Genomic DNA, 20,914 nt, shown 5'->3' with positions numbered 1-20,914 from the left:
CGTTCACAATGTGGAATGACGGAATTTTCTGGGGTTCCGGCGTAGAACCCCAAGGTGCGGCGTACAGAACAAAGCGGTTCGCACCTGGCGCTACCGTCGATAAGACCGGCGACTGGAAAAGCGAGGGTTGTTTCGAAGGGCATACGCAGCCGGGGCGATGGCCAGCGAATGTAATGCACGATGGTTCGGAAATCGTACTATCCGAATTTCCCGAAGCGAGTGGACAAAAGGCTGACGTTGATGGTACGGAACCATCCTCGAGCAGGAGGAACGTGTACAACGCCGCGCAACGTAGAGCATTCCAGCGGAGATGGGGAGAAGCAAGCGCCAGTCGGCGTTACGCGATCCAGGGAGCGACCGACTTCGCAGACCTGCCGGGCGAACGGCGATTCGATCGTGGATCAGCCTCTCGCTTCTTCTACTGTGCCAAGGCGAACCCGACTGATCGAAGCGAAGGCCTAGCTCCCGGTGAACGGAATCTGCATCCATGTGTGAAGCCAACGGACTTGATGGCGTACCTGTGCCGACTGGTGACGCCTGCGGGTGGTTTGGTGCTCGATCCATTCATGGGCTCGGGTTCAACCGGAAAGGCGGCCGTCCGCGAAGGCTTCCGATTCATCGGTATTGACGAGAATCCTGACTACGTGGCGGTGGCCCGTCGACGCATTGACTATGCCCTGGGACCTGCTGCTCACCCCCGCGACGTCGCATGACGCTTTTTTCAAATTCCGACTGCTGCACGATCTGCATAGCCCGACAAATTCTGTTGACATCCTGATATCTTTATATCATTCTACGCGGGACGTTACTTCTGACGTTGGAAATGCAAAGGAGAAAGAAGCTATGAAGCTCTTGATCGGCGCAGCATTGGTCGCAGCGAGCGCGATCGCCACGGTGGCGCATGCGGGCGAGGTTTATTTGCAAGGCGGGACGCAGGGAATCGGCATCGGGTACGCACATCCGATCACGTCGTGGGCGGGGGTCCATGCAGACATCAACGGGTTCGGTCTGTCGCGCAACTTCTCTGCCGGCAATCTGGATTACGACGCGCATTTGCACCTGTTCAACGCTGGCACGTATCTCGACCTCTTCCCGTTCCAGTCCAGCAGCTTCCGCGTTACGGCGGGCCTGCTGTTCAACGACGATTACCTGAGCGGCAACGCGGTGTCGCACGACGGCTTCTACAAGATCAATGGCACGTCGTATTTCGCGCCAACCGCGACGGTCAGTGCCCGCGTGAAGTACCCGACCGTCATGCCGTACCTCGGCCTCGGTTTCGGCCACAAGCCAGTGACGACGCGCGGCCTCGGCTTCACCGCCGACATCGGTGTGGCGTACGGCCGCCCGCACGTTGACTTCAACGTGTCGCCGGATCTCGTGGCGATCGCGGGTGCCAACAACGTGAACGCTGAAGAACAGCAGCTGCGCAACAAAGCCGATCGGTATCGCTTCTATCCGATCGTGCAGATCGGCATGACGTATCGCTTCTGAACCGTCCGTCCACGAGGCAGCCGATATGGCGGGGCAATCGTCTTATCGGCCGGCCCAAATTTGAACTGCCTATGGGTACGAGCATGGCTCATTCGATCGAACCACGCCCCATCTCTCGTCTGTTCTCTGTACCGCGCGCCCTGGTTAAGAAGCTCGGTGACGTGATAGCAGGGTTGGCTTGCGAAAAGTTGAATGTTGAAGGTCAGCGTGTGCTCGCATCCGAAAATGTCGCGCATCTCGACGCGCTGTTGGGACTGCGCGTGCAGTTCGATACGTGGCTGGAAGCGGAACTCCGGAACCTTCGTGTTGCATCCTTGGCGGGAACGAGTCTGTACGTTCCCGGTTTGCTGAGTCGGTTCGAGAAGGCGAAAACCAGAAACGCGAAAGAAATCGTCATGTTGGCGTACGCGGCGTACGTGCCAACCGGCGATTGGGCGCTTGAAGCGATCCGATCGGAATGGGCCGACCTTCAGGCATTTGTCTGCCGGCCATGCGACGCTGCTTGCATAAATCGAACGGTCTCTTTTTATCAGGGTTAGGTCACATGCATTCTACGGCGCGCTTCATGCTCGCGTCGGCGGTACTGATGTTCTCTGGCGTGGCACTGTCGGCCGATTTGCCGAATCCGTCACTCACCCCCGGCGCAATCAACTCGAATGTCACGCAGGCGAATATTCACGAGACAATTTGCGTAAAGGGATACACCAAAAGCATCCGCCCGCCCGCGTATTTCACGAATGGCCTAAAAAGGCGCCAGATTCGGGAGTACGGTTACATGGACCGCAATCCGCGAGACTACGAAGAGGATCACCTGGTCGCTCTCTCGATTGGCGGGCATCCGACCGATGAGCGCAATCTGTGGCCGCAACCGCGTGACAGTGAGTGGAACGCAGACAGGAAGGATGAGTTGGAATTCGTGTTCTACAAAATGGTTTGTGCCGGTGAATTGGCACTGAAGGACGCTCAAGGCGAAATGGCCGGTGACTGGATTTCCGCGTGGAAGCGTTACGTTCCGAGCCATCCGTTCTACCGCTACAAGAAGGTAGATTGATGCAAGGCATGCCATACACGGTGCAGGCTGCTACACATCTCGCGTGGAACGCACGGCAAGTGGCTTTGACTTTGCTTCGTTCAAATGCGTCTATTAGGAGAACGCAATGAGCCCACGCCTTCTGCTCGTTCACGACCATGCGATCGTCCGGCAAGGCATCCGGCAACTATTGCTCGACCGCGGCGTAGCCAGCGCGGTCGCTGAAGCCGATGGCGGTCAAGCCGCGGTCGCGTTGATCGATAAGCACGAGTTCGATGCGATCCTACTCGACAGCGCGCTCGCCGGCGGCATCAGTATCGAGGTGTTGAAGCGGATCAAGCGCAAGCAGCCGCGCGCGCCGGTGCTGATGTTCTCGCTGCAACGCGACGATCAATACGGCGTCCGTGCGCTAAGGGCGGGTGCGGCGGGCTATCTATCGAAGCCGATCGACATCGGGCAGATGGCGGACGCGATCCAGCAAGTCATTGCGGGCCGCAAGTATGTGAATCCCTCAGTCGTCGAGGCAATTGCCGAGTATGTATCGCATGAGAAGGAAGCTCCGACGCATGAGCGGTTGTCCGATCGCGAATATCAGACGCTATGTATGCTCGCGTCGGGTAAGCGGCTGACCGATATTGCCCGCGCAATGTCGCTGTCGGTGAAGACCGTCAGCGTCTACCGCACGCGGCTCCTCCAGAAAATGCAACTCTCGAACAACGCGGAACTCATCCGCTATGCAATGACCAATCAACTGGTCGATACAGGTAGGCACTCGGAAGCTCACGGGGAAACCAACTAAAAGCGAGGTCGCGATGAAACTGAGGGACGTGTTAAAGGAAGTGAAGTTGCCGGGATGGCGTGCTGTTGTCGCCGACCTGATTGATTTTCATGTGTCGAACGCAGTGTTGCTTGCTGCAGTATCGTTGACGCTGATCTGGCAAAAGAGCGCGCCGGCCGTAAGTATATTGCCGGCCACGGTGGCCTCGGTCTACACCGTCGCAGAACGAGTCGGCATGCTCTGGCTAACGGGTTGGATGCTGTACAAGGGTGTGCTTTTCTTCGTGGGCGGCTCGGACGGTGCCGGTTTTCTGCGCGACATCATTGGTCGATACATTATGTTGAGTCTCGCGCTGGTTTCCATTCGCCAGGGCTCGCCATTCGTCGCGGATGCTGTACACGCCATCGAGGCGAATCCACATGCGAGCATCACCGCAGCGCTCGGCGTCGTCGCGGTATATGCAGCCTTTTCCATCTTTGATCGACTCGTTGATATCCCACGCCAACAATACGCGGCGGCTCGGTCGGCGGCTTCGGGTGTAGCCGTGGCCGTCAGCAGCAACATTCGTCGGCCGAGGGAAGCAAAGGATGTGCGCCGCACGGCAGTCCATGAAGTCGGCCACGTTTTGCTATATGCGGCACTCCCAAGCATGCCGGACAAATTGACGGTCAAGGTACTGCATGAAATCTCGATGACTGATCGCTATCGTGGATATGTCCGAAACGAGCAAAAGTGGACGGCCGCCGAAACCGAACTGCTCACCCAGTGGAACATGTTGCTCTATCTAGGCGGCACGGTTGCGGAGCAGCTCGTCTACGGCAGTCGTGCGGATGGCGCGGAAGAGGACAACGTCCGCTGGACACACACTGCGCAACAGTATCTCGCGCGCGGGTATGGCGAGGTCTATTTTCCGGCGCCGTCGAACGCTGGCCAAATCGAGCATAACCGCATTGTCATCAATAGCCTCAAGGCGCAGCATCACGCGTCCCTTATGGAGTTTCTGACGGTGAACCGTGCTCTGCTCGATGAGCTGACAGAGCGGCTCATAACAGAGCGGGAAATTGGCGCGGAAGCTCTCGCGCCGTTCTTCAAGCGAGTGGTATTCACCGACGCCGTGCGACCGGTGCAACTTCACGAGGCGTAAGACATGAACAAGAACGTCGGTCACCGTGATATCTTTATCTCATGATGAAGTGCGCCACATACTTGAATGAAGGGGATTAGGTCCATGACTACGTACAAAATCGGTGACAAGTCTTACGGCGCGGACGATACGCGATTGAATGATGCTTTGGCCGCTGTATACGGCTCGCCCAACCGACCACTCTGCATGTGCAAGTCCGGCGGAGTCGAAATGTACATTGCCAAGCTCGGCAGACACTACGTCATCAAGCGGATGCCTCATACCGGTTCTGCACACGCGACTTCCTGCGACTCGTACGAACCGCCCGCTGAGCTGTCGGGGCTGGGTGAGGTTATGGGCGGGGCAATCCAGACCAATCTCGAAGATGGTGTGACGACGCTGAAATTCGACTTCGCGCTCACGAAAAACGGCGCACGGGCGGCACCGGTTCAGGGTGGTGCCGAGCACGACTCCGTGAAAACCGATGGGAAGAAGTTGACGTTGCGAGGCACACTGCATTTTCTCTACGACGAAGCCGGCTTGACCCGTTGGTCGCCTGCAATGACAGGTAAGCGCAGTTGGTGGGTGGTGCGTAAGTATCTGATGCAAGCGGCCTCCGACAAGATGGCGAAGGGTGGTTCGCTGTCGGACATGCTCTACATTCCGGAGTCGTTTTCGCTCGAGAAAAAGGACGAAATCACGCGGCGACGGCTCACAGTCTTTAACACACTCGCGAAATCCGAAGGCGCAACGCGGCGGCTCATGCTGCTTGTCGGCGAAGTTAAGGAACTTGGCGACGCGCGGTTTGGCAAAAAACTCGTCGTTAAGCACGTGGCCGACGCTCATTTCATGATGAACGACGACGTGTACAAGCGAATGCTGAAGCGCTTCGAGCATGAGTTGGCGCTTTGGAGCGGCAACGAAAACTCGCATCTTCTCGTGGTGGCAACGTTCAGCGTCAGTGGCGCAGGCGTCGCGTCCATCGAGGAGGCGTCGCTCATGCTGGTGAACGAAAACTGGATTCCGTTCGAGAGTATCGACGAACGAATGCTCGTGGACAACTTGACAAACCAGAAACGTCGATTTGTGAAGGGGCTGCGTTACAACCTCCCATCGACGAATCCGCTGGCAAGCGTCGTGTTGTCCGACACGGCGGAGCCGGTGGCGATGTACATCCTGCCGTATGGCGCGAGCGATCAATATCGGAAGGAGCTGCGCGAGCTTCAAGAAGGCAGCAATCTCAAGTCGTGGCAGTGGGATACGGGCGCCGACATGCCGCATATGCCGCCCCCAGTGAGCAACAACGCGTAGCCGACAACGCCATGCGGGGCCGCTTTCAACTGACTTGGCCTGGGCTCTGACAGATCCAGTTTGCTTCCACTTCGGCTCGGCCCTCGGATTTGCCGAAGTGCTTTGACCGACCGCCATCAGTGCGGTCGGCTTTTTCCCTCCGGAGCGAAAGTCCATGACAAACGGAGCCCGAAAGCTCGATCTATCCTTCCATCCGGACGATTTCGCCGCAATAGAGCAGGCGTCGCGAGTCGCGCAAGTCGAGGCGTCGGAGTTTTGCAAGCTGGCGATTCATGTCGCCGCACGCCAAACGCTCGCTGGCGCTTGGCCCCTCTCATCGTCTGATGATTGGCAGTGTGAAATCTCGACTAAAGATTGACCCGCCGCGCCTGCCCGGTGTGGCCACTTCTGACGTTGGAAATAGGGCGCGTGGACGCCTTCGCTGTTTGCTGGCATACTTGCAAAGCATACATCTGGCACGGTGTCAACATGCTACGCATCAACGACTATCCGCAGCTTCGATTCATCGCTTGGAATCGCCCTGGAGATCAGGTCATTAGCGAAGAGGAAGCGTTCGCCCTCTATGAGCGCAACTGGCGCTACGTCGAGGTGGATAAACTCGAACCGAGCGAGCGCGATTTGATTGACCGCCTTACACACGAGATCGGACACGGGCATCTTCATGTTTAAGCGGCCGCATCACCAGAACATTGTTCGATTTCTTGAGAAGCTCGATGCTGACCTGCTTGAGCGGACAGGCTGCTATTTTGGCGGGGGAACTGCGATTGTGCTCTCCGCCAACGAATATCGGGAATCAATCGATATCGATTTTCTCTGCGCGTCGGCGGAAGGCTACCGTCAGATTCGCGAGCTTGTTTCGGACAATGACATAAACAAGCTAGCGCGAGAGCCCATCAAACTCGTACGCGATGTTCGCAAAGACCGTGACAAGATCTATACGGTCATCGATGCAGGTAGTGGCGAGCGGCCGATAAAGTTTGAGTTGGTGCGGGAGGCTCGGATCCCGATCGAAGGCCAACGGACCGCCCACTTGCCGGTCGCCACGCTTTGTCAAACCGATCTCTACGCGGAGAAAATCCTTGCGAACGCCGATCGGTGGCCGGACCCTAGCGTGATGTACAGGGACGCGATCGACCTCGCCATGATGGTAGATCAATGGGGGCCGATCCCGGGCGTGGCGCTAGCTAAGGCAGAAGCCGCCTATGGCAAAGACGCGATCGGTTCGCTGGTAAAGGTCACGGCTTATCTAAGTAGCAACACGGCCGTTCTCGACAAAGCAGTCGCGCAAATGGGTATGGATCCGACGCTTTCGCCTCGAATCGCGGCTCTCCTGCAAGCGGAAGTGCTTCGGCTAGCTCCTCAAGCACGGTCGCTAGAAGCCGATGACGAGCTTCCGAAATCGCTGGCCGCGACGTTGGCGTCCAAAGGGCTCGTCGTTCAACGCGTGGACGAAACGCAAGGCCGGTATATCGGCAAAATCCTCCTCGTCGCCGATGGATACGCCGTCCAAAATCTCGGGCGCAATACCGCCGCGGCGCATAAACTTTCGGCCGGGTTGGCCGTGCCATCCGTCGGTGACATCTATTCGGTCCAGTACAATCACGGACACGCAGATTGGGAACCGCGCTTGCGAACTGCCCCGGCGCAGAACATTGTCCGCTAGGCCCGCGATCAGCATTTGATGGCATCCAACGGCTCGACACTCGGCCGGTCAAGGAGTGTCGGCTTTTCAGCAGTTGTTGCCCCACCCTCGCGCGGCCACCCGGATTCTCGACTTCATGGCATCGGCGCATTTCGCCCTGAGCCTAACCGCGAAGGGGACGCCGCTCGCTCCCGCTTCGGCACAAGTATTGCCGTCGCATCACAAACACCGGAGGAGCGGCTATGGGGAGGTGGGCGAAGAAGGGCAGTGCCAGCCGTCGAGCGGTTCGATCCGACGACGACACCATGCCGGCGTTCATAGAGCCGGCCCTAGCTGTCTTGGTCGCGCGGCCGCCGGAAAGCGGCACATGGGCTTACGAGATCAAGTACGACGGATATCGAATGCTCGCTCGCTTGGACGCCGGCAATGTCCGTATCCTGACCCGCAATGGCCACGACTGGACAGACCGTCTACCGCACCTTCGCGCCGCGCTCGGGCGGGCGCCCGTAGAGCGCGCGTGGCTCGACGCCGAGGCCGTCTGGTTTGACGCTAATGGTCGGCCCAGCTTCAACGGACTGCAAAACGCATTCGACCGCCGACGCACCGCCGGCATTTCGCTTGTCGCGTTCGATCTGATGTGGCTCGACGATGCGGATCTGCGGCCGCTGCCTTGGCGCGACCGACGCGCAGCGCTGAGCGCAATCATTGGCGACATCCGCGGGCCGGAGGTCCGGTTCTCCGAAGTGATCGAGGCGGCGCCCGAGGCCATACTGGCATCCGCATGCGAGCTCGGCCTCGAGGGGATCATCGGCAAGCGGGTCGACGCACCGTATCGCTCCGGCCGATCGGATCGCTGGATCAAGCTCAAATGCAACCGTCGGCAGGAATTCGTCATTGGTGGCTTCTCGCGCCGCAAGGGCGCTGCCGCCGGGGTACGTGCGGTGCTGCTCGGTGTGTACGAGGCGGGCGGCCAGCTGCGGTACGTCGGGCACGTCGCGCCGCGCTTTACGCCGCGCCAGGCACGGGAATTTGAGGACCGCCTGACCGCCTTGGCCCGCAAGCGATCGCCGTTTGCCGACGCGCCTGAGCCCGACGGCGATCGCGAATTCCACTGGCTGAAGCCCGAGCTTGTCGCCGAGGTCGCGTTTCTCGAGTGGACGCCGGGCGGGCAGCTGCGTCATCCGTCGTTTCAAAGCCTGCGTGCCGACAAGCCGGCGCGGGCCGTGACGCGCGAAGCGCCGGCCGCGCCAGGTGCCGACGTCGAGCACGCTCCGCGCTCGAGGTGACGCACCGGTCGGGCCCCTGTAGAATCGTTGCGCCGGAATCCGCGAGATCGCCATGGTGGCGTGAAGCCGCCGGCATGCCGTGGCAGTGAGTAGACCTGGCGGCAAACTATAGGAGACCGATCCTGTCGATCGATCCTTCCGAGAAGACCACTACGATGAAAACGCTGACGATCAAAGTCGATTCGAACCAAACGGTGTCCTACAAGGCCGAGATCATGGAAGGCACGCCTCCAGAAATGGGGACGCTCTACACCATCTACGATGACCAAGGAAAGCAGGCGCCCCAGTCGCTGACCATTACCGCGGGTAAGACCGTCAATGTTGTGATTTTTACGGGCATTGAGGTCAAGGATGGTCGCGCGTACGGCTTCGACTACACGGTCACCAAAGCTCGCACGGGCGAGTTGGGCGCGTTCGTCTCGTACTCGTGATCGCGCAGCGGGGCGCGTAACGCCCGCCAACCGGCTGAGGCCTTTTCTTTCAATCGTTTCAATGCCGCTAAGTCTCGTTTGCGGCCCGGTCGTTCGAGCCTTTTAAGCGGGAGGCACCGGATTCCCGTAGACTCAATCGCCCCATATGGATAGACAAAGCGATAGACATGGGCGCAGAAATTTGTTATAGTCTGCTCCGAGTCGGGAGTGCTGACCTATCTATGCAGCGCGTTGGGCGATTGTCCCACCTGGCTTACCAATTCTTCGCGGGCCGCACCAAGTGCGGCCCGTTTTCGTTTCTGTCGCGAGGAAGCGCATGTACCTGTCGTATCTGGACGAGTCGGGGTCGCCAGGCGATCGCAATACTCCCTTTTTCGTGCTCGGTGGGGTCGCAATCTTTGAGCGCAAGACCCACTGGATCGAGCGCGAACTGGACGCCATTGCCGATCGCTACCAACAACAGATCGGTCAGTATCTTGAGCTGCACGCCAATCCGATGCGCAGCGGCAAAGAAGGCTGGGAAAAACTCACCGTCGCAGAGCGTACCCAAGCTGCAGCTGACGTCATCCGCATAGCGAAAAACAATCAGCTGAAGATCTTTGCCGCCGTCGTCGAGCAGAACCAGTTTCTCAGCGCCGCCGACGTGCTGCCTTACTGCTACGAAGTGCTCGCAACCAAGTTCGATGACTACCTCGCGTACAAGTATCAACGCCACGGCGACGCGCAGCGCGGGATCTTCGTGCTTGATCGCAAGCGCACGCAGGAAGAAAAGGACATGCAGGTGCTGCACCAGACGTTTAAGCTGGTCGGCCACGGGAACGGCCGGTTGCGCAATTTCGCCGAGGTGCCGATGTTTGCGGACTCGAAGTCTACCCGACTGATTCAGCTAGCCGACAGCATTGCGTATTGGATTTTCCGGCGCTATGCCTCTCGGGACGACTGGGGTTGGCGCGAGCTGCACACGCAGTTCGCGAATCTGGGAAACGGCCGGAGCGGGCTCCACGAAGTTCTCGCGCCGGACACCCCAGCCGCTCTGCAGGCCATGCAAACATCCCCGTGGCCGTTCCCGGCCCCGTTGCCGGCTGCTGCTGCTGCTCAGGGAGCGCCGGTCGCCGTAGCCGCTGCACCGCGGCTGGTGCCGGGAGCAGTGATCACCGCCTGACGCAAAACCCGGCTCCGGTCGGGTTTTTCTTTCGACATTTCAATGCCGCTAATTCGTATTAGCGGCATTACATTTAATACGCAAAAACCGGTATAGTGCGCTTTGACCCTCAGCGAGCGGGGCGAAAAGTAGGGGTTTTCACTAGGTTCGGCGATTTTCAGGCGAAATGGGCTTAGCCGGCCGGTTCTTCGCGCTATACGGTCGGCAGGCCGCGAAGGGCGACCTGCCCCGAGACCGGCAGGCGGGCGGCCCTGCCGGGCAGCGTAAGAGATTGCCCATGCGCAAGTTTGTTCGCCGCTGGCTGCTGCGGGTCACGGCCGCGGTCCTGCTGGTCCTGCTGTTCGCCCCGTCGGCCCACTGATATCCGCCCGCCCCGCGCGGGGCGGTTTTCACCATCGATCACACCTGAGAGACCATAAAGCTGCGCCCGAACGGGCTCGACAAGCGCCCCGTCGCGCGGCCGGAAACGAGCACGTTGCCGGCTGCCGCCGCGGCAGGCACGCTCGCCTGACCGGGTAAAAGACGACTATTAGGCATATACAAAGACGCGATGAGGTGCTACAGTCCGAATATGACTAATAGACATACCGCTGAAGGAGCACCGCCGTGATCCATACCATCAAACGCCGGCCGCGCCCGGATAGTCCTGCGCCCGACGAGATTGTCGCGCTGCGCCAGCGCGCCGGCCGCACGCAAACGCAGGTGGCCTTGCTGCTACGGGTGAGCCTGCGTCAGGTTCAGCGTTGGGAACGCGGCGAGCAGGACATGCCCTCGGCGACGTGGCGCTTCTTCAAGCTGACCTGCGGGCACTATTACCCGGTCGATTTCGAGCGCGTGGAGGACTTCGAGCGTGATTGGGACGGCCTGCGCGACCGGAAGCGCGACACCATCGAGCATGGCGACACGGTCGAACTGCGCGCACTGGACGGCCCCCGGATGCGGGCAGTCGTGTGGCTCGATCGCGAGCACGACGGCCTCGTCGACGAGGAATCGTATGGTGCGATCGTGCGCGAGTTCCCCGACCACCCTGCACAGGCGCAGGTCGGCAAGTTCCGGATAGACGACCGCGTGACGTTTGCGCGTTCGAATGTGATTCACCTGACGCAACGGCTGCCGGCAATGCCGGTTGCGCAGTCCTGAGACAACCGAGGCCAACATCAATCGGAGTTGCCATGCCAGAAGTCAGCCGTTTTCCGGAAGGGCTCGCCATCCACGGCGAGCGCTACAGCGTCGTCATCCAACCGCGTTCCTATGCGAAGCGGACGCCGGGGGCATGATGACGACGAACATTTCAATCAAAGCGCTGGCTGCGCAGCACAAAGCGATTCAGGCGAAGCAGTCCGCACTTTACAAGAAGGCCACGCAGCTGGAGATTGATCTGAACGCCGCGTTTGGCGAAGGCCAGATTTACGCCGTCAGCGACAACACCATGCTGGAATACGACGCTCCCGATGAAGGCGTCTACGGGCGGCTTTGCTACGACGGCGAGGGACTCAAAGCGCTCTACCGGCATACCGACGACGATTTGGAAGACTATGCGCACGGGGTCACTGAAGACGAACGCAGCTACCGCAGCAAGGCACTGGTCAACTGTTCGACGGAGTGGCTTGATCGTTTGCTGGCTCCCGAGCAGCTGCAGTCGCTGTTCGCCAACCTGGGCGGCGAACTGAACAAGCGGCAGGGGAAGATCGACCAGTCCCACGCCGCGCTCGATGCCATGCTGGCAGCCGACTCGGCCGAGATTGAAGCCCAGATGAGCGCAAGCGTGGCGGCAATGAACAGCGACGCGGTCGCGCAGACTTGGCAGGACGCGCTCGACGCCACGCATCTGGAGACGGCCGACGCCCTCACGCGCTCGACACGCATGCTCGAATCGGTCTGCACCGCAATCCTGCGCGAGCGCGATGTCGAATTGCCGAAGGACAAGTCGCTGTCGCCACTCCTGAAGGCGTGCGTCAATAATCTTGGCCTGCCCGATCTGCCCGAATTGCAGTCTGATGTGAAGCAGTTACTCGGCGGCGTCGCTTCAATCTGCGGCGGAGCGGCCGCGCTGCGCACGCACTTCGGCACCGCGCACGGTGCGTCCAGCCATTTCGCGCCGCTCGATGCCGCATTCGGCGTGCTGGCGAAGAACACCTGCGCGGCCGCTGCGATTTTCCTGATCGACCGGCACAAGAACGGCGGCGGCTCGCCGTCCGTGGACGGGAAGGCGTGAGCACCGCGGTTCTCGTCGACGTGCGTACGCGCCTCGTCGACGGTCGGCGCATGTCCGATCTTAGTAACGATGACGAACGCGACATTGCGGAGCTGCTCGATGCGATCGACGAAGAGCTCGTTGCCATCCGGGACAACGCAACCTGGGCGGTCGATGCGCACCGGAAGTCGCCACGGGAGCGCCTCACTGTCACGCTGGCGCACGCTGTCCTGCATCTCGAAGACAACTATATTCGGGATTTGGTCCGCTGTATCTGGCGTCAACTCATCGAGGAGCGAATTTTGACGTGAGGACACAGATCGCTATGCGTGAGGGAGGTGTCGTTAAACAGCTTTTCTATGCAGCCACGCCGGAATTCGTGCGGCTGTTCATCGAAGATTCGTCGGCGGCCGGCGATCTATTCGCGCTGGTGCAGCACGGCGATCCGCCATTGCACGTGACCGACGTGCCCCATCTTGACTGGAGTTAACACATGCCTCGTACCGATTCCCCAAAGCAGTCAGCCCCACCAGCGCCGAAGCACGTCGACGGCGTCGTGTTTTGCCTCGCACTACATGAAGGTCGCTGGATGGAAACGATAGGCGTGCCGTTCGAGCACCGCGGTCGAACCTGGGCCGTGCATCGCACCACGCTGTCCCATCCACGCATGCCGGCGATGTATTCCGTGTCCGACGTGGAAACGGGCCGCGGCGTGGGGAGCATCGTGGAGCGCTCGATCGACGCCGCGCGAGCCGCCGCAATCGAGATCATCGACCGAACCACGCCCGAGCAGTGGGCCGAGTTTTTCCCGAGCGAAAAGCCGCGCGCGCCGGCGCCCGCGGCAAAGGCCTGATCGATGGCGAATCAGCCTCAGCAGCTCACGCTGCCCCCGCTGCGCACCTACAGCCGGACCGAGTTCACGGCGCTGCGCGCCCGCGTGAAAGGCTTGCCGATCGCGACGATCGCGCGACTCTACTTCGACGCCGATACGACCGACCCGCTCGACGTCGAACGCCTGCTGCGCACGATGCGTGACGACCTCGTGGCGCGCGCTCTGCAGGAGGGCTCGCCGGTGCTGGTGTCACACTTGCAGGCCTCGATCGCGAAGTATGGCGAACCGCGTCTGACGCCTGTGTCCTTGCAGATGATCGAGCAAGCAGCCGGCGCGTGGGCCGCCGCGACGCCGGCCGCCGATCATCCGGTGAGTCGCTGGTGGCGGCCGCTCGTCGCCGACCGGCTGGCCGGGGAGGGGATCTTCACGCTCGGCGAGCTCGTGGCGTTCTGCAATCGCCGCGGCGGTAGCTGGTGGCGCTCGGTGCCGCGCATCGGCGCCGGCCGCGCCCGCGCGCTGGTCGCGTGGCTGCGCCGGCATGCCGACACGATCGGTCGATCGGTCGACGCCGACGTCGATACCGCCGAGCCGTTGATGCTGGCTGGGCAGACTGTCGAGCCCGCGCGCGAACAACTGGTGCCCCTCGAGCGGCTGGCGCTGCCGCACGCGCTGTCCGGTGCGGCCGGCACGAATCGCGCGTCGGTGTATTCGTACATCCAGGCGCCGCACGACCTGGCGGCCGTAAGGGCGTACCTGAGCCGCTACGCGGGCCAGGACGCGACGCAGCGCGCGTATCGACGCGAGCTCGAACGGCTGCTGCTGTGGGCGATCGTCGAGCGTGGCGTCGCGCTGTCGTCGATGCAGGTCGAGGACTGCGAGGCGTATAAGGCATTTCTCGCGGCGCCGTCCGCCGCGTTCAGCGGGCCGCCGGTGTCGCGGGCCTCCGGTCGTTGGCGACCTTTCGGCCCCGGTGGCCTGTCCGTCGAGAGCCAGCTGTATGCAGTCCGCGCGATACGCGCCGCATTCGAGTGGCTGGTGAAGGTCCGCTACCTCGCGGGGAATCCGTGGTCGGCCGTGATCGACCCGAAGCCCGTCAAGCGCGCTAAGCGCCTGCAGGTGGGCCGAGCGTTACCGTTCGACTTGTGGACGCGCACGCGCGCCGCACTGGCCGACTTGAGCGAGGGTCCCGGCCCGCATGCAATGCGGTGGCGGGCGGCTCGCGCGCTGCTCCTGCTGATGGGGGACGCGGGACTGCGCATCGCGGAGGCGACTGCGGCGTCGCGGGACGCATTGGAGCTTCATCCAGCCGATGGCGAGATCCCGGCAACATGGGAGCTGCGGGTCATCGGCAAGCGGCGCAAGGAGCGATTCGTGCCCCTGGGTAACCCGTGCGTCGACGCGCTACGCGCCCACTGGCGTGACCGGGGACTGGACTTCGACGCTCCGGACGGCGCACGGACGGCGGAGAGGGCCCTGATAGCACCGCTGGTCATCCCCCGTACCCCGCGGGCACGCGAGAAATTCGCGCACGACGACGAAGCCCGCGACGGCGCATTGCCGAAAGCGGCGGGTGGGTATTCGGTGCGCGGCGCCCGTGGCCTCGCGCAATGGGCGGTTGAGCAATTGCTCGAGAAATTGCCCGATCTGACCGAAGCCGAACGGCGGCGGCTCGCCGATCTTTCGCCGCATGCGCTTCGCCACACCTTCGGCACGCAGTCCGTTGCGACTGACGTGCCGCTCGACGTCGTCCAGCAGCTCCTCGGCCACGCTTCCCTGCAGACAACATCGGTCTATGTCACGGCGGAGGAAAAGCGGCGTCGATCCGAGATCGCGAAGTATCATGCTCGCCTCACGCGCAGCTCCTAAACCGAGGGTTTGGCCGCATGAACGCGGTTTGCGCAAGCCTCGCACCGCTTGGCAGCGCAGGCGGGGGCGCTCGCGCTACAATCCCATCGAACGTCGTGGGCGACGATGATATCGGCCGTGTGCTGTCGTACACGTCCGGGGCGTCGAAGTAGCCGGTCTCTCGCCGCACGCAGCGAAGCCACCCGTGCCGCAAGACGTAATCAAACAAGGCTTCGAGCCCGGAATCCCTCTGGCCGCACTAAAATTTCTGACGTTGGAAACGCGCTCTTGCGTTGACCGCACGCTTCTTCACCGCGGCTCCCGCGGCCGTCGCTTCGGGTAACGGATCATCACGTAGAAAAAAAAGCCCACCAGCACCACAACAAACCCGACGAGGGTACCCAACATCTCTATCCCGAAAAGCCCCATGCGAATGAACGGTGCAGCGAGCATCGTCAGTAATCCGACCAGCATTGTCACAGCCTGCCTCCCAGTCGTTGGCGCAAAGACATGCCCGGCAGTGTACACGCCGAGGTTATTCCGGCGCCAAACCGCGACAGCGACCTAGCGGTTTCCGCGGGCGGAACGCGCCTTTACTGGCTGAACAGTAGCCTTGCCAGACTGATACCGGATCGTAACAGGCCGCCCCTGCTCGGGAGGGTTCGCGAACGCACTGCGCTCGTGGATGACATAGGTGTTGCGACCAGTTTCTTGAGCAAGGAAGCGCATGTTCTGCGCGACAATTGGCCCGACATAACGCTTATCTTGTGTTATGGCGTTCTCCATGCGTGCCTTGCCGTTGTGCGCGCGCACGAGCTGTTCGATGTCGTTGTCGTTAGCGCTTACGGTAGTGGGCAGCGACTGCGATACCCTCGCCGCGCTTCGTGCCTCGCGCTCGACGGACCGAAGCGCTCCCATCTCCTGGCGGATCTGTTTCTCGAGGCCGCGCAATTCGGCATTCTGGATAACGATTCCCTGTTCGACGGCCATTCGCATCATTCGCTGCTTGAAGGCAAAGTCCCCGCCACTGATACGAATGCCATCTTTCCACTTGTCGGCACCGTACCGGAGACCGAGGGAAAGAGCATCGTCGGAAACGTCCCTGCGGCCAAAGGTGATTTTCTCGCCTTCGTCGCGGAACGCTTCTGCGCCGTCTTTGAACTGATAAGAGACCCGCCCGTTTTTAGCGACCCGCCACACCAGGTCGCCGAAAGTACGCGCGTGCGGGTCGGTGTCTTGTGGCGACGCCGGCATGATCGCGTTCGCCTCGGCATCTATCGCATCGCGCGCCTCCTTTTTTTTTCGGTCACGACCATCCTGATAAATCATCCCACGTAGGGCGCTGATCGCCGCCTCGTCGCCAAGCTGGGCCTGCTGCTCAACCCACTCCCTCCATGTCGGGACAGGCGGTAGCAATTCGCGGCGGACGCCGCGCTCTTTCCGGATCTGCTCGACGAGCTGTTCGCGCGCGCGAGTCATGGTGATCTTGGCAAGCATGTAGGCCTGCTGCTTTTGCGCCGGCGTCAACGACGCATCCTTGCGAATTGCCACACGCTTCTGGAGATAGGTCTCACGCAGCTTCTCATGCCGCTCCCGGTCCTCGGCGACGAATGGCATCAAAAGCTTACGGGCTTCCGCCTGCCTTTCACGTGCGGCTTTCTCCTCGAGCTTGAAACGTGCGTGCAATGCGTCGCGCAATGCCTTGCGCGCGAGTCGCGATTCAAGTCGCTTATGCGGATCGCGCTTGTATGTTCGTTTCGGCTCGACCTCCAGATCTGGCGAACGCGCCTCGAACGCTCCCAAACGCTCCTCTAACTCCTTGCGCTTCAGGAAACGGAAAGCGGCCGAGGCGCTAACAGCCAACGGCTTGCCGAGTTTCTCCGGCGTGTCGTCGCTGACGTCCACAACCTTCCATCCGCCCCCGCCCGCGTCGCGTAGCTCGAGACCATGTTGAGCGAGTACGCGATGAATGTCCTGCCATGACGATGTGGCCTTGTCTTTGAGAACGGCTTTGAGGTCCGTGGCGGGTTCGCGCTTGCACCAGGTTTCTAGTGATTCTTCCCCGGTCCAGACTTCGGCGCGGCGGGCGCCCGGTCGCGTAGGCACAAGATCGGGGTCAACGTAGTCGTCATTGCGAACAATGTGCTTCTTGCCGTTGACTTCCACGACCTGAAAGATGCCGTTGTCGTGGTGCCAGCCGTATTTGATTTCAGCCTCGCGTGCCGCGCGATGGAGCTTCACGTAATCGCGGTAAGTGTCGGCCGCAACGAAGGTTTTCGGATGAACCCGATTGACCTCGATGTGTGCGTGCAGGTTGTCGGTGTTCGCGTGGATTGCGATGATGTACTGATGCTCGGACATGCCGAGAGCAGCCAGCGTGTCGCGAGCGGCCGCGAAGATATCTTCGGTCTTGGGCCGCTCGTGCTCGGGCCATGAAAGGATGTAGTGGTAGACCGCCTCCTTCACGCGCCCGTCAGCTCGCTGCGCAACGGCATACATTTCGGCCGGCGCGTTCGCCAGGGAAGTGACGTTGCCGATCTCGACGCCGATGGTCTTCTCGACATTCTCGCCAAGGGCGTTCAGCACGCTTTCCTTCGTGATGTACTGGGTCAGATTGGCCCAACCATATTTGTCCGGTGGCTCGCCGGATTGTTCGATGCCCTCGGTGACGTACTTGGCGAGCTGTTTGAACGAGGACTTGCCGTCACGACGGCCAGGAACGATTTTCGGAATCACGCTGCGTCCCCGCTCTGCCAGACGCGCCCGATCGCGGCGCAGATGGCCTGCATGGTCTGATCCATCACGGCAGCGGTTGGCGCGGCGTCGCCGGCGCTCATGCCGAGCAAGGTGGCATGGATCGCCTTCAACTCGTCGGCGCACTCTCGAAGCAGATTGATCGCGTCAACGTCTGGCCGCTGCCGAGCCGACCGTCCGAGGCCGGCACGCGTCAGGTACTCAGTCACGGTCAAGGCGCGGTCGCGCGCCTTTTCTTCGATCGCAGTTTTGTCCTCGGCGGTCATGCGGAGGCGGATCGACACACTCTTTTGAGCTTCACGCGGCTTTGGCATTTTTATTTCACTGATGTACGGGTCTCGGGGCGAAGCCCTGAGTTCAATGGAAAGGCTAAAAGTGCGAAGGGCGCCGAAGGCGACCGAGAACTTTTAGCCGGTGTATCCGCGCGACTTGTCGCGTGGATACATTCCCTATCCTGTCCTAGAAGTATCGCAGGCAGTAGTGGATAGTCTAGTGGATGAAATAGCGAATCGGCAAGCGTAGCGATCGGTGTTGGTTTGCGCCACTCGTGGCGCAAACCTTCAATGCACGCGCCCGTAGGGCGCCACGGGTGTCTCGGCGGGGGCTTCGGCGTCGCCTGAACGGGTGCTATTATTAAATCCGTTTTAGGATGCCTTCGTAGGCGTAAGGGTATGAAAAATGGCGACTCAGAAGCGGCTGCAAAAAGAGGATATCGAGAGGGCACGACAGGTATTGCTCGCCGCAATCTACAGCGAGCTGCCAGATGACCGATTCATCAAGAAACAAGCGGTCAGACAGTTGCTCAGTACGCTGATCGCGGCCCGAGATAGCGGTATGCCGTTCGAGAAGATCGCGGAGGTGCTGAAGTCCGCCGGCCTGGAGATTTCCTCGGAGACCTTGCGTTCGTACTTCTTCGAATTGAAGACGCAGGAAGAGCTGGCGGCGGAAGCGCAGCGGCACGCGAAGAAAGTCCTGCAGACGAAGAGCGCTCTGGAAAAAAGGGCGCTCGAGCAACACGTCGAACACGCGGCGAGTATCGCTGTGGAGCACGTGCGGCGAGTGCAGGGATCGCCCCGGCTGGTCAATGCGTTCTCAACTGGCTCAGAACCGTCGGCTTCAAGTTCAAGCCCAGCCGAAGCGCAAACGATGACCGGTCGCCAACCGAGTGTTACAAAGCTTACAGGTGCGCGACCGGCTTCGCCGGCCGCGCCGATTCTGCCGCAAGCGGCAGAATCGGCGCGGGTTGATAGTGAGAAAGGCGGAGGGTCGGGTGGCGAAGGCGGGGCCTTTTCGGTACTTCCAACGTCAGAAACACAGAGCGCGCCTATAGCCTCAGACGGCGAGGAGGGCGCGTTGACGTTAGCCGCGATCGAACAAGCCAGCTTGGCAACGGATGAAAGGGCGGTCTTGGAGGAAGATGTCGAGCTGCGGGGGGATTTGGTGTTTTACGTATCCGGCAAGCCGTTCCACGGCAGCCTAACGAAGAAGCAGATTCATTTGTTGAAGACTGTCGGTCGGATCATTGCGCCGACCAAGGGCAAGTCCAGCAAGGACTTCGTGGCGATGCCCCCAAAACTGTAAGAGCATCGCCGACCGTGGCCGGGTGATCGCGCTGGTCACACTTTGCGCGTAACTCCGATGCCGGGATTCTTCGGTCAGGGTGATCGTGTCGCCGACGTCGAGCAGCGCGATTTCCCATATGTCCGCGCACGCGAAGCCGCGTCCTTCGTTGAAGAAGCCGGGGGCGCGGCTGCCCTCGATGTCGCCGGGGTAGGCCGGTGCCTTCCAGCGCACGGTGAATTTCGGTTTCGTTTTCAGCGTCGTATTGACCGTTGTTGCGGGCGCGGTTAGTCAGGTCGCAGCTGCGCGGAACAGGGTACGCATCGGACGTTCGAAGTCCGCGCATTTCGGATTCGTCCACCTCTCATGGTCAGTTGTCGTCAAACATTCCGCGCTGGCGCTCGATCGGCTCGAACACCTCGCGCTCGGGGCGCATCAACACGATCGCCTCGTACCCGCGCACGTCGCGGAAGCAGGCATAGCTGGCCGGCACGGTATACGTGTGGCCTATCAGCTCGCCGTCCTCGTACACCGGCTCGCGGGTCATGACGCGTCCTTATGGATCGTGTGACAGCGGGTACAGCGGTACAGAGTGTCCATCGTTAATACCTCCGTGGGATGCCCACCGCAGCGGGCAAATCACCGCGTTCAGACCTCGTGGGACGCTACGACTTCGCGTTCGGCAACTTCGGTGCTGAAGGACGCGAGTCCGTCTCTGCGCAGGGCTTCCAGCGCGTTCTCTCCGGCTGCGTCCTCGTCGTCCCCTTCGATCTTGATGGTGTGGCGCACCGTTTCTTCAATGGTTACGTGGAACTTTGGCATTTCTCTGTCCTCAGTGTGGTGTGATTGCCGGCAGGGCGGGCGCGGTTGGTGAGGCGCCGGTCTCGGCGATCGCCCCGATGATCGCTGCGCAGCGCTCGATAACGCGAGCGCGATACGCCGGGCCTTGGGCCCGCATGAAGTCGGAGATCTCCATCATTGCGCCATTGTTCAGTTGCGCCAGGTTCGCCAGGAATTCAGCAATCGGCGTCGATGCAAGCGGCGTAGGGGTCTTGGCATTACTCACGTCGTTCTCCTGTAGTGGCGGGGCGGTCAGCCGGCAGCCAGCTCGGCGAGGGCTTCGTCGACCTTCTTCCGGGATGCGCTGCCCTGCGCGGCGCAGCGGCGGCGCAGCGCGTGCGCGAGCTGCCATGCCTCGTCCGTGAACGTGATCCAGTGCGTCGGCAGCCTCAGGCCGGAGAGCGATTCGAGCAGTCGAGCAGGGATGCGCCCGACGGTCAGGATGCCGGCGTCCGCGAACCTGCGCAGCGCGGTCATGTCATCGGCGTTCATGCGCTCGCCTTCGAGCAGGCCGCCGGCGTCCACGCAGCAGGTTTCGGCGTAGAGGATGATGCTGCGCTCCACCTTCGTGAGTGCGTCGATATCGATGTTGGTCATGGTCCTGGTAGTGGTAGTGTGATTGCCCGCAGGGCGGG

General features: G+C 61.1%; 26 protein-coding genes. 19 read left to right on the top strand and 7 right to left on the bottom strand.

Translation table 11 applies throughout. The features are described 5' to 3' along the window. The 18 genes from ACSHSS_RS23130 to ACSHSS_RS23045 form a co-directional block, all read left to right on the top strand. Nucleotides 1–713: DNA methyltransferase (locus tag ACSHSS_RS23130; protein ID WP_445545607.1), on the top strand; the 713-nt coding region annotated here is incomplete at its 5' end. Between the two features lie 130 nt (nucleotides 714–843). Continuing rightward, nucleotides 844–1,491 carry a hypothetical protein gene (locus ACSHSS_RS23125; RefSeq protein WP_445545606.1) on the top strand — a complete coding sequence of 216 codons (648 nt, stop codon included), beginning with the start codon at nucleotides 844–846 and terminating at the stop codon, nucleotides 1,489–1,491. An 83-nt stretch (nucleotides 1,492–1,574) separates the two neighbouring features. Further along, nucleotides 1,575–2,030 carry a hypothetical protein gene (locus ACSHSS_RS23120; RefSeq protein WP_445545605.1) on the top strand — a complete coding sequence of 152 codons (456 nt, stop codon included), beginning with the start codon at nucleotides 1,575–1,577 and terminating at the stop codon, nucleotides 2,028–2,030. A 5-nt stretch (nucleotides 2,031–2,035) separates the two neighbouring features. Beyond that, entirely contained in the window at nucleotides 2,036–2,542 is a 507-nt protein-coding gene (locus ACSHSS_RS23115) for a hypothetical protein (protein ID WP_445545604.1), read from the top strand. 106 nt (nucleotides 2,543–2,648) lie between these two features. Continuing rightward, nucleotides 2,649–3,320 (top strand): response regulator, encoded by a 672-nt coding sequence (locus ACSHSS_RS23110; RefSeq protein ID WP_445545603.1) that lies wholly within the window; start codon nucleotides 2,649–2,651, stop codon nucleotides 3,318–3,320. A gap of 13 nt (nucleotides 3,321–3,333) precedes the next feature. After that, nucleotides 3,334–4,443 (top strand): hypothetical protein, encoded by a 1,110-nt coding sequence (locus ACSHSS_RS23105; RefSeq protein ID WP_445545602.1) that lies wholly within the window; start codon nucleotides 3,334–3,336, stop codon nucleotides 4,441–4,443. Between the two features lie 84 nt (nucleotides 4,444–4,527). Next, on the top strand, nucleotides 4,528–5,733 hold the full coding sequence (locus tag ACSHSS_RS23100) for a DUF1173 domain-containing protein (protein ID WP_261508074.1): 1,206 nt from the start codon (nucleotides 4,528–4,530) through the stop codon (nucleotides 5,731–5,733). Nucleotides 5,734–6,201: 468 nt separating this feature from the next. Further along, nucleotides 6,202–6,402 (top strand): hypothetical protein, encoded by a 201-nt coding sequence (locus ACSHSS_RS23095; RefSeq protein ID WP_261508073.1) that lies wholly within the window; start codon nucleotides 6,202–6,204, stop codon nucleotides 6,400–6,402. Beyond that, on the top strand, nucleotides 6,395–7,396 hold the full coding sequence (locus tag ACSHSS_RS23090) for a nucleotidyl transferase AbiEii/AbiGii toxin family protein (RefSeq protein WP_261508071.1): 1,002 nt from the start codon (nucleotides 6,395–6,397) through the stop codon (nucleotides 7,394–7,396). The genes ACSHSS_RS23095 and ACSHSS_RS23090 overlap by 8 nt, the downstream gene beginning before the upstream one ends. Nucleotides 7,397–7,680: 284 nt before the next feature. Beyond that, the gene (gene ligD, locus ACSHSS_RS23085) at nucleotides 7,681–8,661 is read left to right on the top strand and encodes a non-homologous end-joining DNA ligase (protein ID WP_261508067.1); all 981 of its coding nucleotides are present in this window, start codon (nucleotides 7,681–7,683) and stop codon (nucleotides 8,659–8,661) included. Between the two features lie 155 nt (nucleotides 8,662–8,816). Next, the gene (locus ACSHSS_RS23080; RefSeq protein ID WP_445545601.1) at nucleotides 8,817–9,092 is read left to right on the top strand and encodes a hypothetical protein; all 276 of its coding nucleotides are present in this window, start codon (nucleotides 8,817–8,819) and stop codon (nucleotides 9,090–9,092) included. Nucleotides 9,093–9,408: 316 nt separating this feature from the next. Next, entirely contained in the window at nucleotides 9,409–10,254 is an 846-nt protein-coding gene (locus tag ACSHSS_RS23075) for a DUF3800 domain-containing protein (RefSeq protein ID WP_445545600.1), read from the top strand. A gap of 606 nt (nucleotides 10,255–10,860) precedes the next feature. Then, a complete protein-coding gene (locus tag ACSHSS_RS23070; RefSeq protein WP_060332447.1) occupies nucleotides 10,861–11,394 on the top strand; it encodes a helix-turn-helix domain-containing protein in 534 nt (177 codons plus the stop codon). 133 nt (nucleotides 11,395–11,527) lie between these two features. Continuing rightward, nucleotides 11,528–12,469, top strand: a complete 942-nt coding sequence (locus ACSHSS_RS23065; RefSeq protein WP_445545599.1) for an abortive infection family protein — start codon at nucleotides 11,528–11,530, stop codon at nucleotides 12,467–12,469. Next, nucleotides 12,466–12,759 (top strand): hypothetical protein, encoded by a 294-nt coding sequence (locus tag ACSHSS_RS23060; RefSeq protein WP_445545598.1) that lies wholly within the window; start codon nucleotides 12,466–12,468, stop codon nucleotides 12,757–12,759. Before ACSHSS_RS23065 ends, ACSHSS_RS23060 begins: the two co-directional genes overlap by 4 nt. Next, nucleotides 12,756–12,938, top strand: a complete 183-nt coding sequence (locus ACSHSS_RS23055) for a hypothetical protein (protein WP_445545597.1) — start codon at nucleotides 12,756–12,758, stop codon at nucleotides 12,936–12,938. The genes ACSHSS_RS23060 and ACSHSS_RS23055 overlap by 4 nt, the downstream gene beginning before the upstream one ends. A gap of 3 nt (nucleotides 12,939–12,941) precedes the next feature. Continuing rightward, the gene (locus ACSHSS_RS23050; protein ID WP_060332444.1) at nucleotides 12,942–13,301 is read left to right on the top strand and encodes a hypothetical protein; all 360 of its coding nucleotides are present in this window, start codon (nucleotides 12,942–12,944) and stop codon (nucleotides 13,299–13,301) included. A gap of 3 nt (nucleotides 13,302–13,304) precedes the next feature. Then, on the top strand, nucleotides 13,305–15,146 hold the full coding sequence (locus ACSHSS_RS23045; RefSeq protein WP_445545596.1) for a phage integrase family protein: 1,842 nt from the start codon (nucleotides 13,305–13,307) through the stop codon (nucleotides 15,144–15,146). A gap of 288 nt (nucleotides 15,147–15,434) precedes the next feature. Here the strand turns inward: ACSHSS_RS23045 and ACSHSS_RS23040 are convergent, their stop codons facing one another. From ACSHSS_RS23040 to ACSHSS_RS23030, 3 genes are all read right to left on the bottom strand, one after another. Then, nucleotides 15,435–15,605, bottom strand: a complete 171-nt coding sequence (locus ACSHSS_RS23040; RefSeq protein WP_445545595.1) for a hypothetical protein — start codon at nucleotides 15,603–15,605, stop codon at nucleotides 15,435–15,437. Between the two features lie 84 nt (nucleotides 15,606–15,689). Next, nucleotides 15,690–17,861 carry a TraI/MobA(P) family conjugative relaxase gene (gene traI, locus ACSHSS_RS23035; protein ID WP_445545594.1) on the bottom strand — a complete coding sequence of 724 codons (2,172 nt, stop codon included), beginning with the start codon at nucleotides 17,859–17,861 and terminating at the stop codon, nucleotides 15,690–15,692. After that, nucleotides 17,858–18,193, bottom strand: coding sequence for a plasmid mobilization protein (locus tag ACSHSS_RS23030; protein ID WP_310678365.1), 336 nt, complete (start codon nucleotides 18,191–18,193; stop codon nucleotides 17,858–17,860). Before ACSHSS_RS23030 ends, traI begins: the two co-directional genes overlap by 4 nt. Nucleotides 18,194–18,557: 364 nt before the next feature. Here ACSHSS_RS23030 and ACSHSS_RS23025 point away from each other — a divergent pair, with 364 nt between their 5' ends. Beyond that, nucleotides 18,558–19,460, top strand: a complete 903-nt coding sequence (locus ACSHSS_RS23025) for a hypothetical protein (protein ID WP_445545593.1) — start codon at nucleotides 18,558–18,560, stop codon at nucleotides 19,458–19,460. A gap of 349 nt (nucleotides 19,461–19,809) precedes the next feature. Here the strand turns inward: ACSHSS_RS23025 and ACSHSS_RS23020 are convergent, their stop codons facing one another. The 4 genes from ACSHSS_RS23020 to ACSHSS_RS23005 all read right to left on the bottom strand — a co-directional run bounded on the left by ACSHSS_RS23020 (nucleotide 19,810) and on the right by ACSHSS_RS23005 (nucleotide 20,876). Continuing rightward, the gene (locus ACSHSS_RS23020; RefSeq protein WP_157657481.1) at nucleotides 19,810–19,986 is read right to left on the bottom strand and encodes a hypothetical protein; all 177 of its coding nucleotides are present in this window, start codon (nucleotides 19,984–19,986) and stop codon (nucleotides 19,810–19,812) included. Nucleotides 19,987–20,087: 101 nt separating this feature from the next. Further along, nucleotides 20,088–20,261 (bottom strand): hypothetical protein, encoded by a 174-nt coding sequence (locus ACSHSS_RS23015; protein WP_445545592.1) that lies wholly within the window; start codon nucleotides 20,259–20,261, stop codon nucleotides 20,088–20,090. A gap of 10 nt (nucleotides 20,262–20,271) precedes the next feature. Beyond that, on the bottom strand, nucleotides 20,272–20,505 hold the full coding sequence (locus tag ACSHSS_RS23010) for a hypothetical protein (RefSeq protein ID WP_445545591.1): 234 nt from the start codon (nucleotides 20,503–20,505) through the stop codon (nucleotides 20,272–20,274). 26 nt (nucleotides 20,506–20,531) lie between these two features. Further along, a complete protein-coding gene (locus ACSHSS_RS23005; protein ID WP_445545590.1) occupies nucleotides 20,532–20,876 on the bottom strand; it encodes a hypothetical protein in 345 nt (114 codons plus the stop codon). Between the last annotated feature and the right edge of the window lie 38 nt (nucleotides 20,877–20,914).

The organism is Burkholderia sp. BC1 (genome assembly GCF_052683555.1).
This window is presented reverse-complemented; position numbering and strand designations above follow the sequence as displayed.

Coding starts and splice junctions, on each gene's coding strand:
- ACSHSS_RS23125 (WP_445545606.1), top strand. CDS start 844: ATGAAGCTCTTGATCGGCGCAGCATTGGTCGCAGCGAGCGCGATCGCC.
- ACSHSS_RS23120 (WP_445545605.1), top strand. CDS start 1,575: ATGGCTCATTCGATCGAACCACGCCCCATCTCTCGTCTGTTCTCTGTA.
- ACSHSS_RS23115 (WP_445545604.1), top strand. CDS start 2,036: ATGCATTCTACGGCGCGCTTCATGCTCGCGTCGGCGGTACTGATGTTC.
- ACSHSS_RS23110 (WP_445545603.1), top strand. CDS start 2,649: ATGAGCCCACGCCTTCTGCTCGTTCACGACCATGCGATCGTCCGGCAA.
- ACSHSS_RS23105 (WP_445545602.1), top strand. CDS start 3,334: ATGAAACTGAGGGACGTGTTAAAGGAAGTGAAGTTGCCGGGATGGCGT.
- ACSHSS_RS23100 (WP_261508074.1), top strand. CDS start 4,528: ATGACTACGTACAAAATCGGTGACAAGTCTTACGGCGCGGACGATACG.
- ACSHSS_RS23095 (WP_261508073.1), top strand. CDS start 6,202: ATGCTACGCATCAACGACTATCCGCAGCTTCGATTCATCGCTTGGAAT.
- ACSHSS_RS23090 (WP_261508071.1), top strand. CDS start 6,395: ATGTTTAAGCGGCCGCATCACCAGAACATTGTTCGATTTCTTGAGAAG.
- ligD (WP_261508067.1), top strand. CDS start 7,681: ATGCCGGCGTTCATAGAGCCGGCCCTAGCTGTCTTGGTCGCGCGGCCG.
- ACSHSS_RS23080 (WP_445545601.1), top strand. CDS start 8,817: ATGAAAACGCTGACGATCAAAGTCGATTCGAACCAAACGGTGTCCTAC.
- ACSHSS_RS23075 (WP_445545600.1), top strand. CDS start 9,409: ATGTACCTGTCGTATCTGGACGAGTCGGGGTCGCCAGGCGATCGCAAT.
- ACSHSS_RS23065 (WP_445545599.1), top strand. CDS start 11,528: ATGATGACGACGAACATTTCAATCAAAGCGCTGGCTGCGCAGCACAAA.
- ACSHSS_RS23050 (WP_060332444.1), top strand. CDS start 12,942: ATGCCTCGTACCGATTCCCCAAAGCAGTCAGCCCCACCAGCGCCGAAG.
- ACSHSS_RS23045 (WP_445545596.1), top strand. CDS start 13,305: ATGGCGAATCAGCCTCAGCAGCTCACGCTGCCCCCGCTGCGCACCTAC.
- ACSHSS_RS23030 (WP_310678365.1), bottom strand. CDS start 18,193: ATGCCAAAGCCGCGTGAAGCTCAAAAGAGTGTGTCGATCCGCCTCCGC.
- ACSHSS_RS23025 (WP_445545593.1), top strand. CDS start 18,558: ATGGCGACTCAGAAGCGGCTGCAAAAAGAGGATATCGAGAGGGCACGA.
- ACSHSS_RS23020 (WP_157657481.1), bottom strand. CDS start 19,986: ATGACCCGCGAGCCGGTGTACGAGGACGGCGAGCTGATAGGCCACACG.
- ACSHSS_RS23015 (WP_445545592.1), bottom strand. CDS start 20,261: ATGCCAAAGTTCCACGTAACCATTGAAGAAACGGTGCGCCACACCATC.
- ACSHSS_RS23005 (WP_445545590.1), bottom strand. CDS start 20,876: ATGACCAACATCGATATCGACGCACTCACGAAGGTGGAGCGCAGCATC.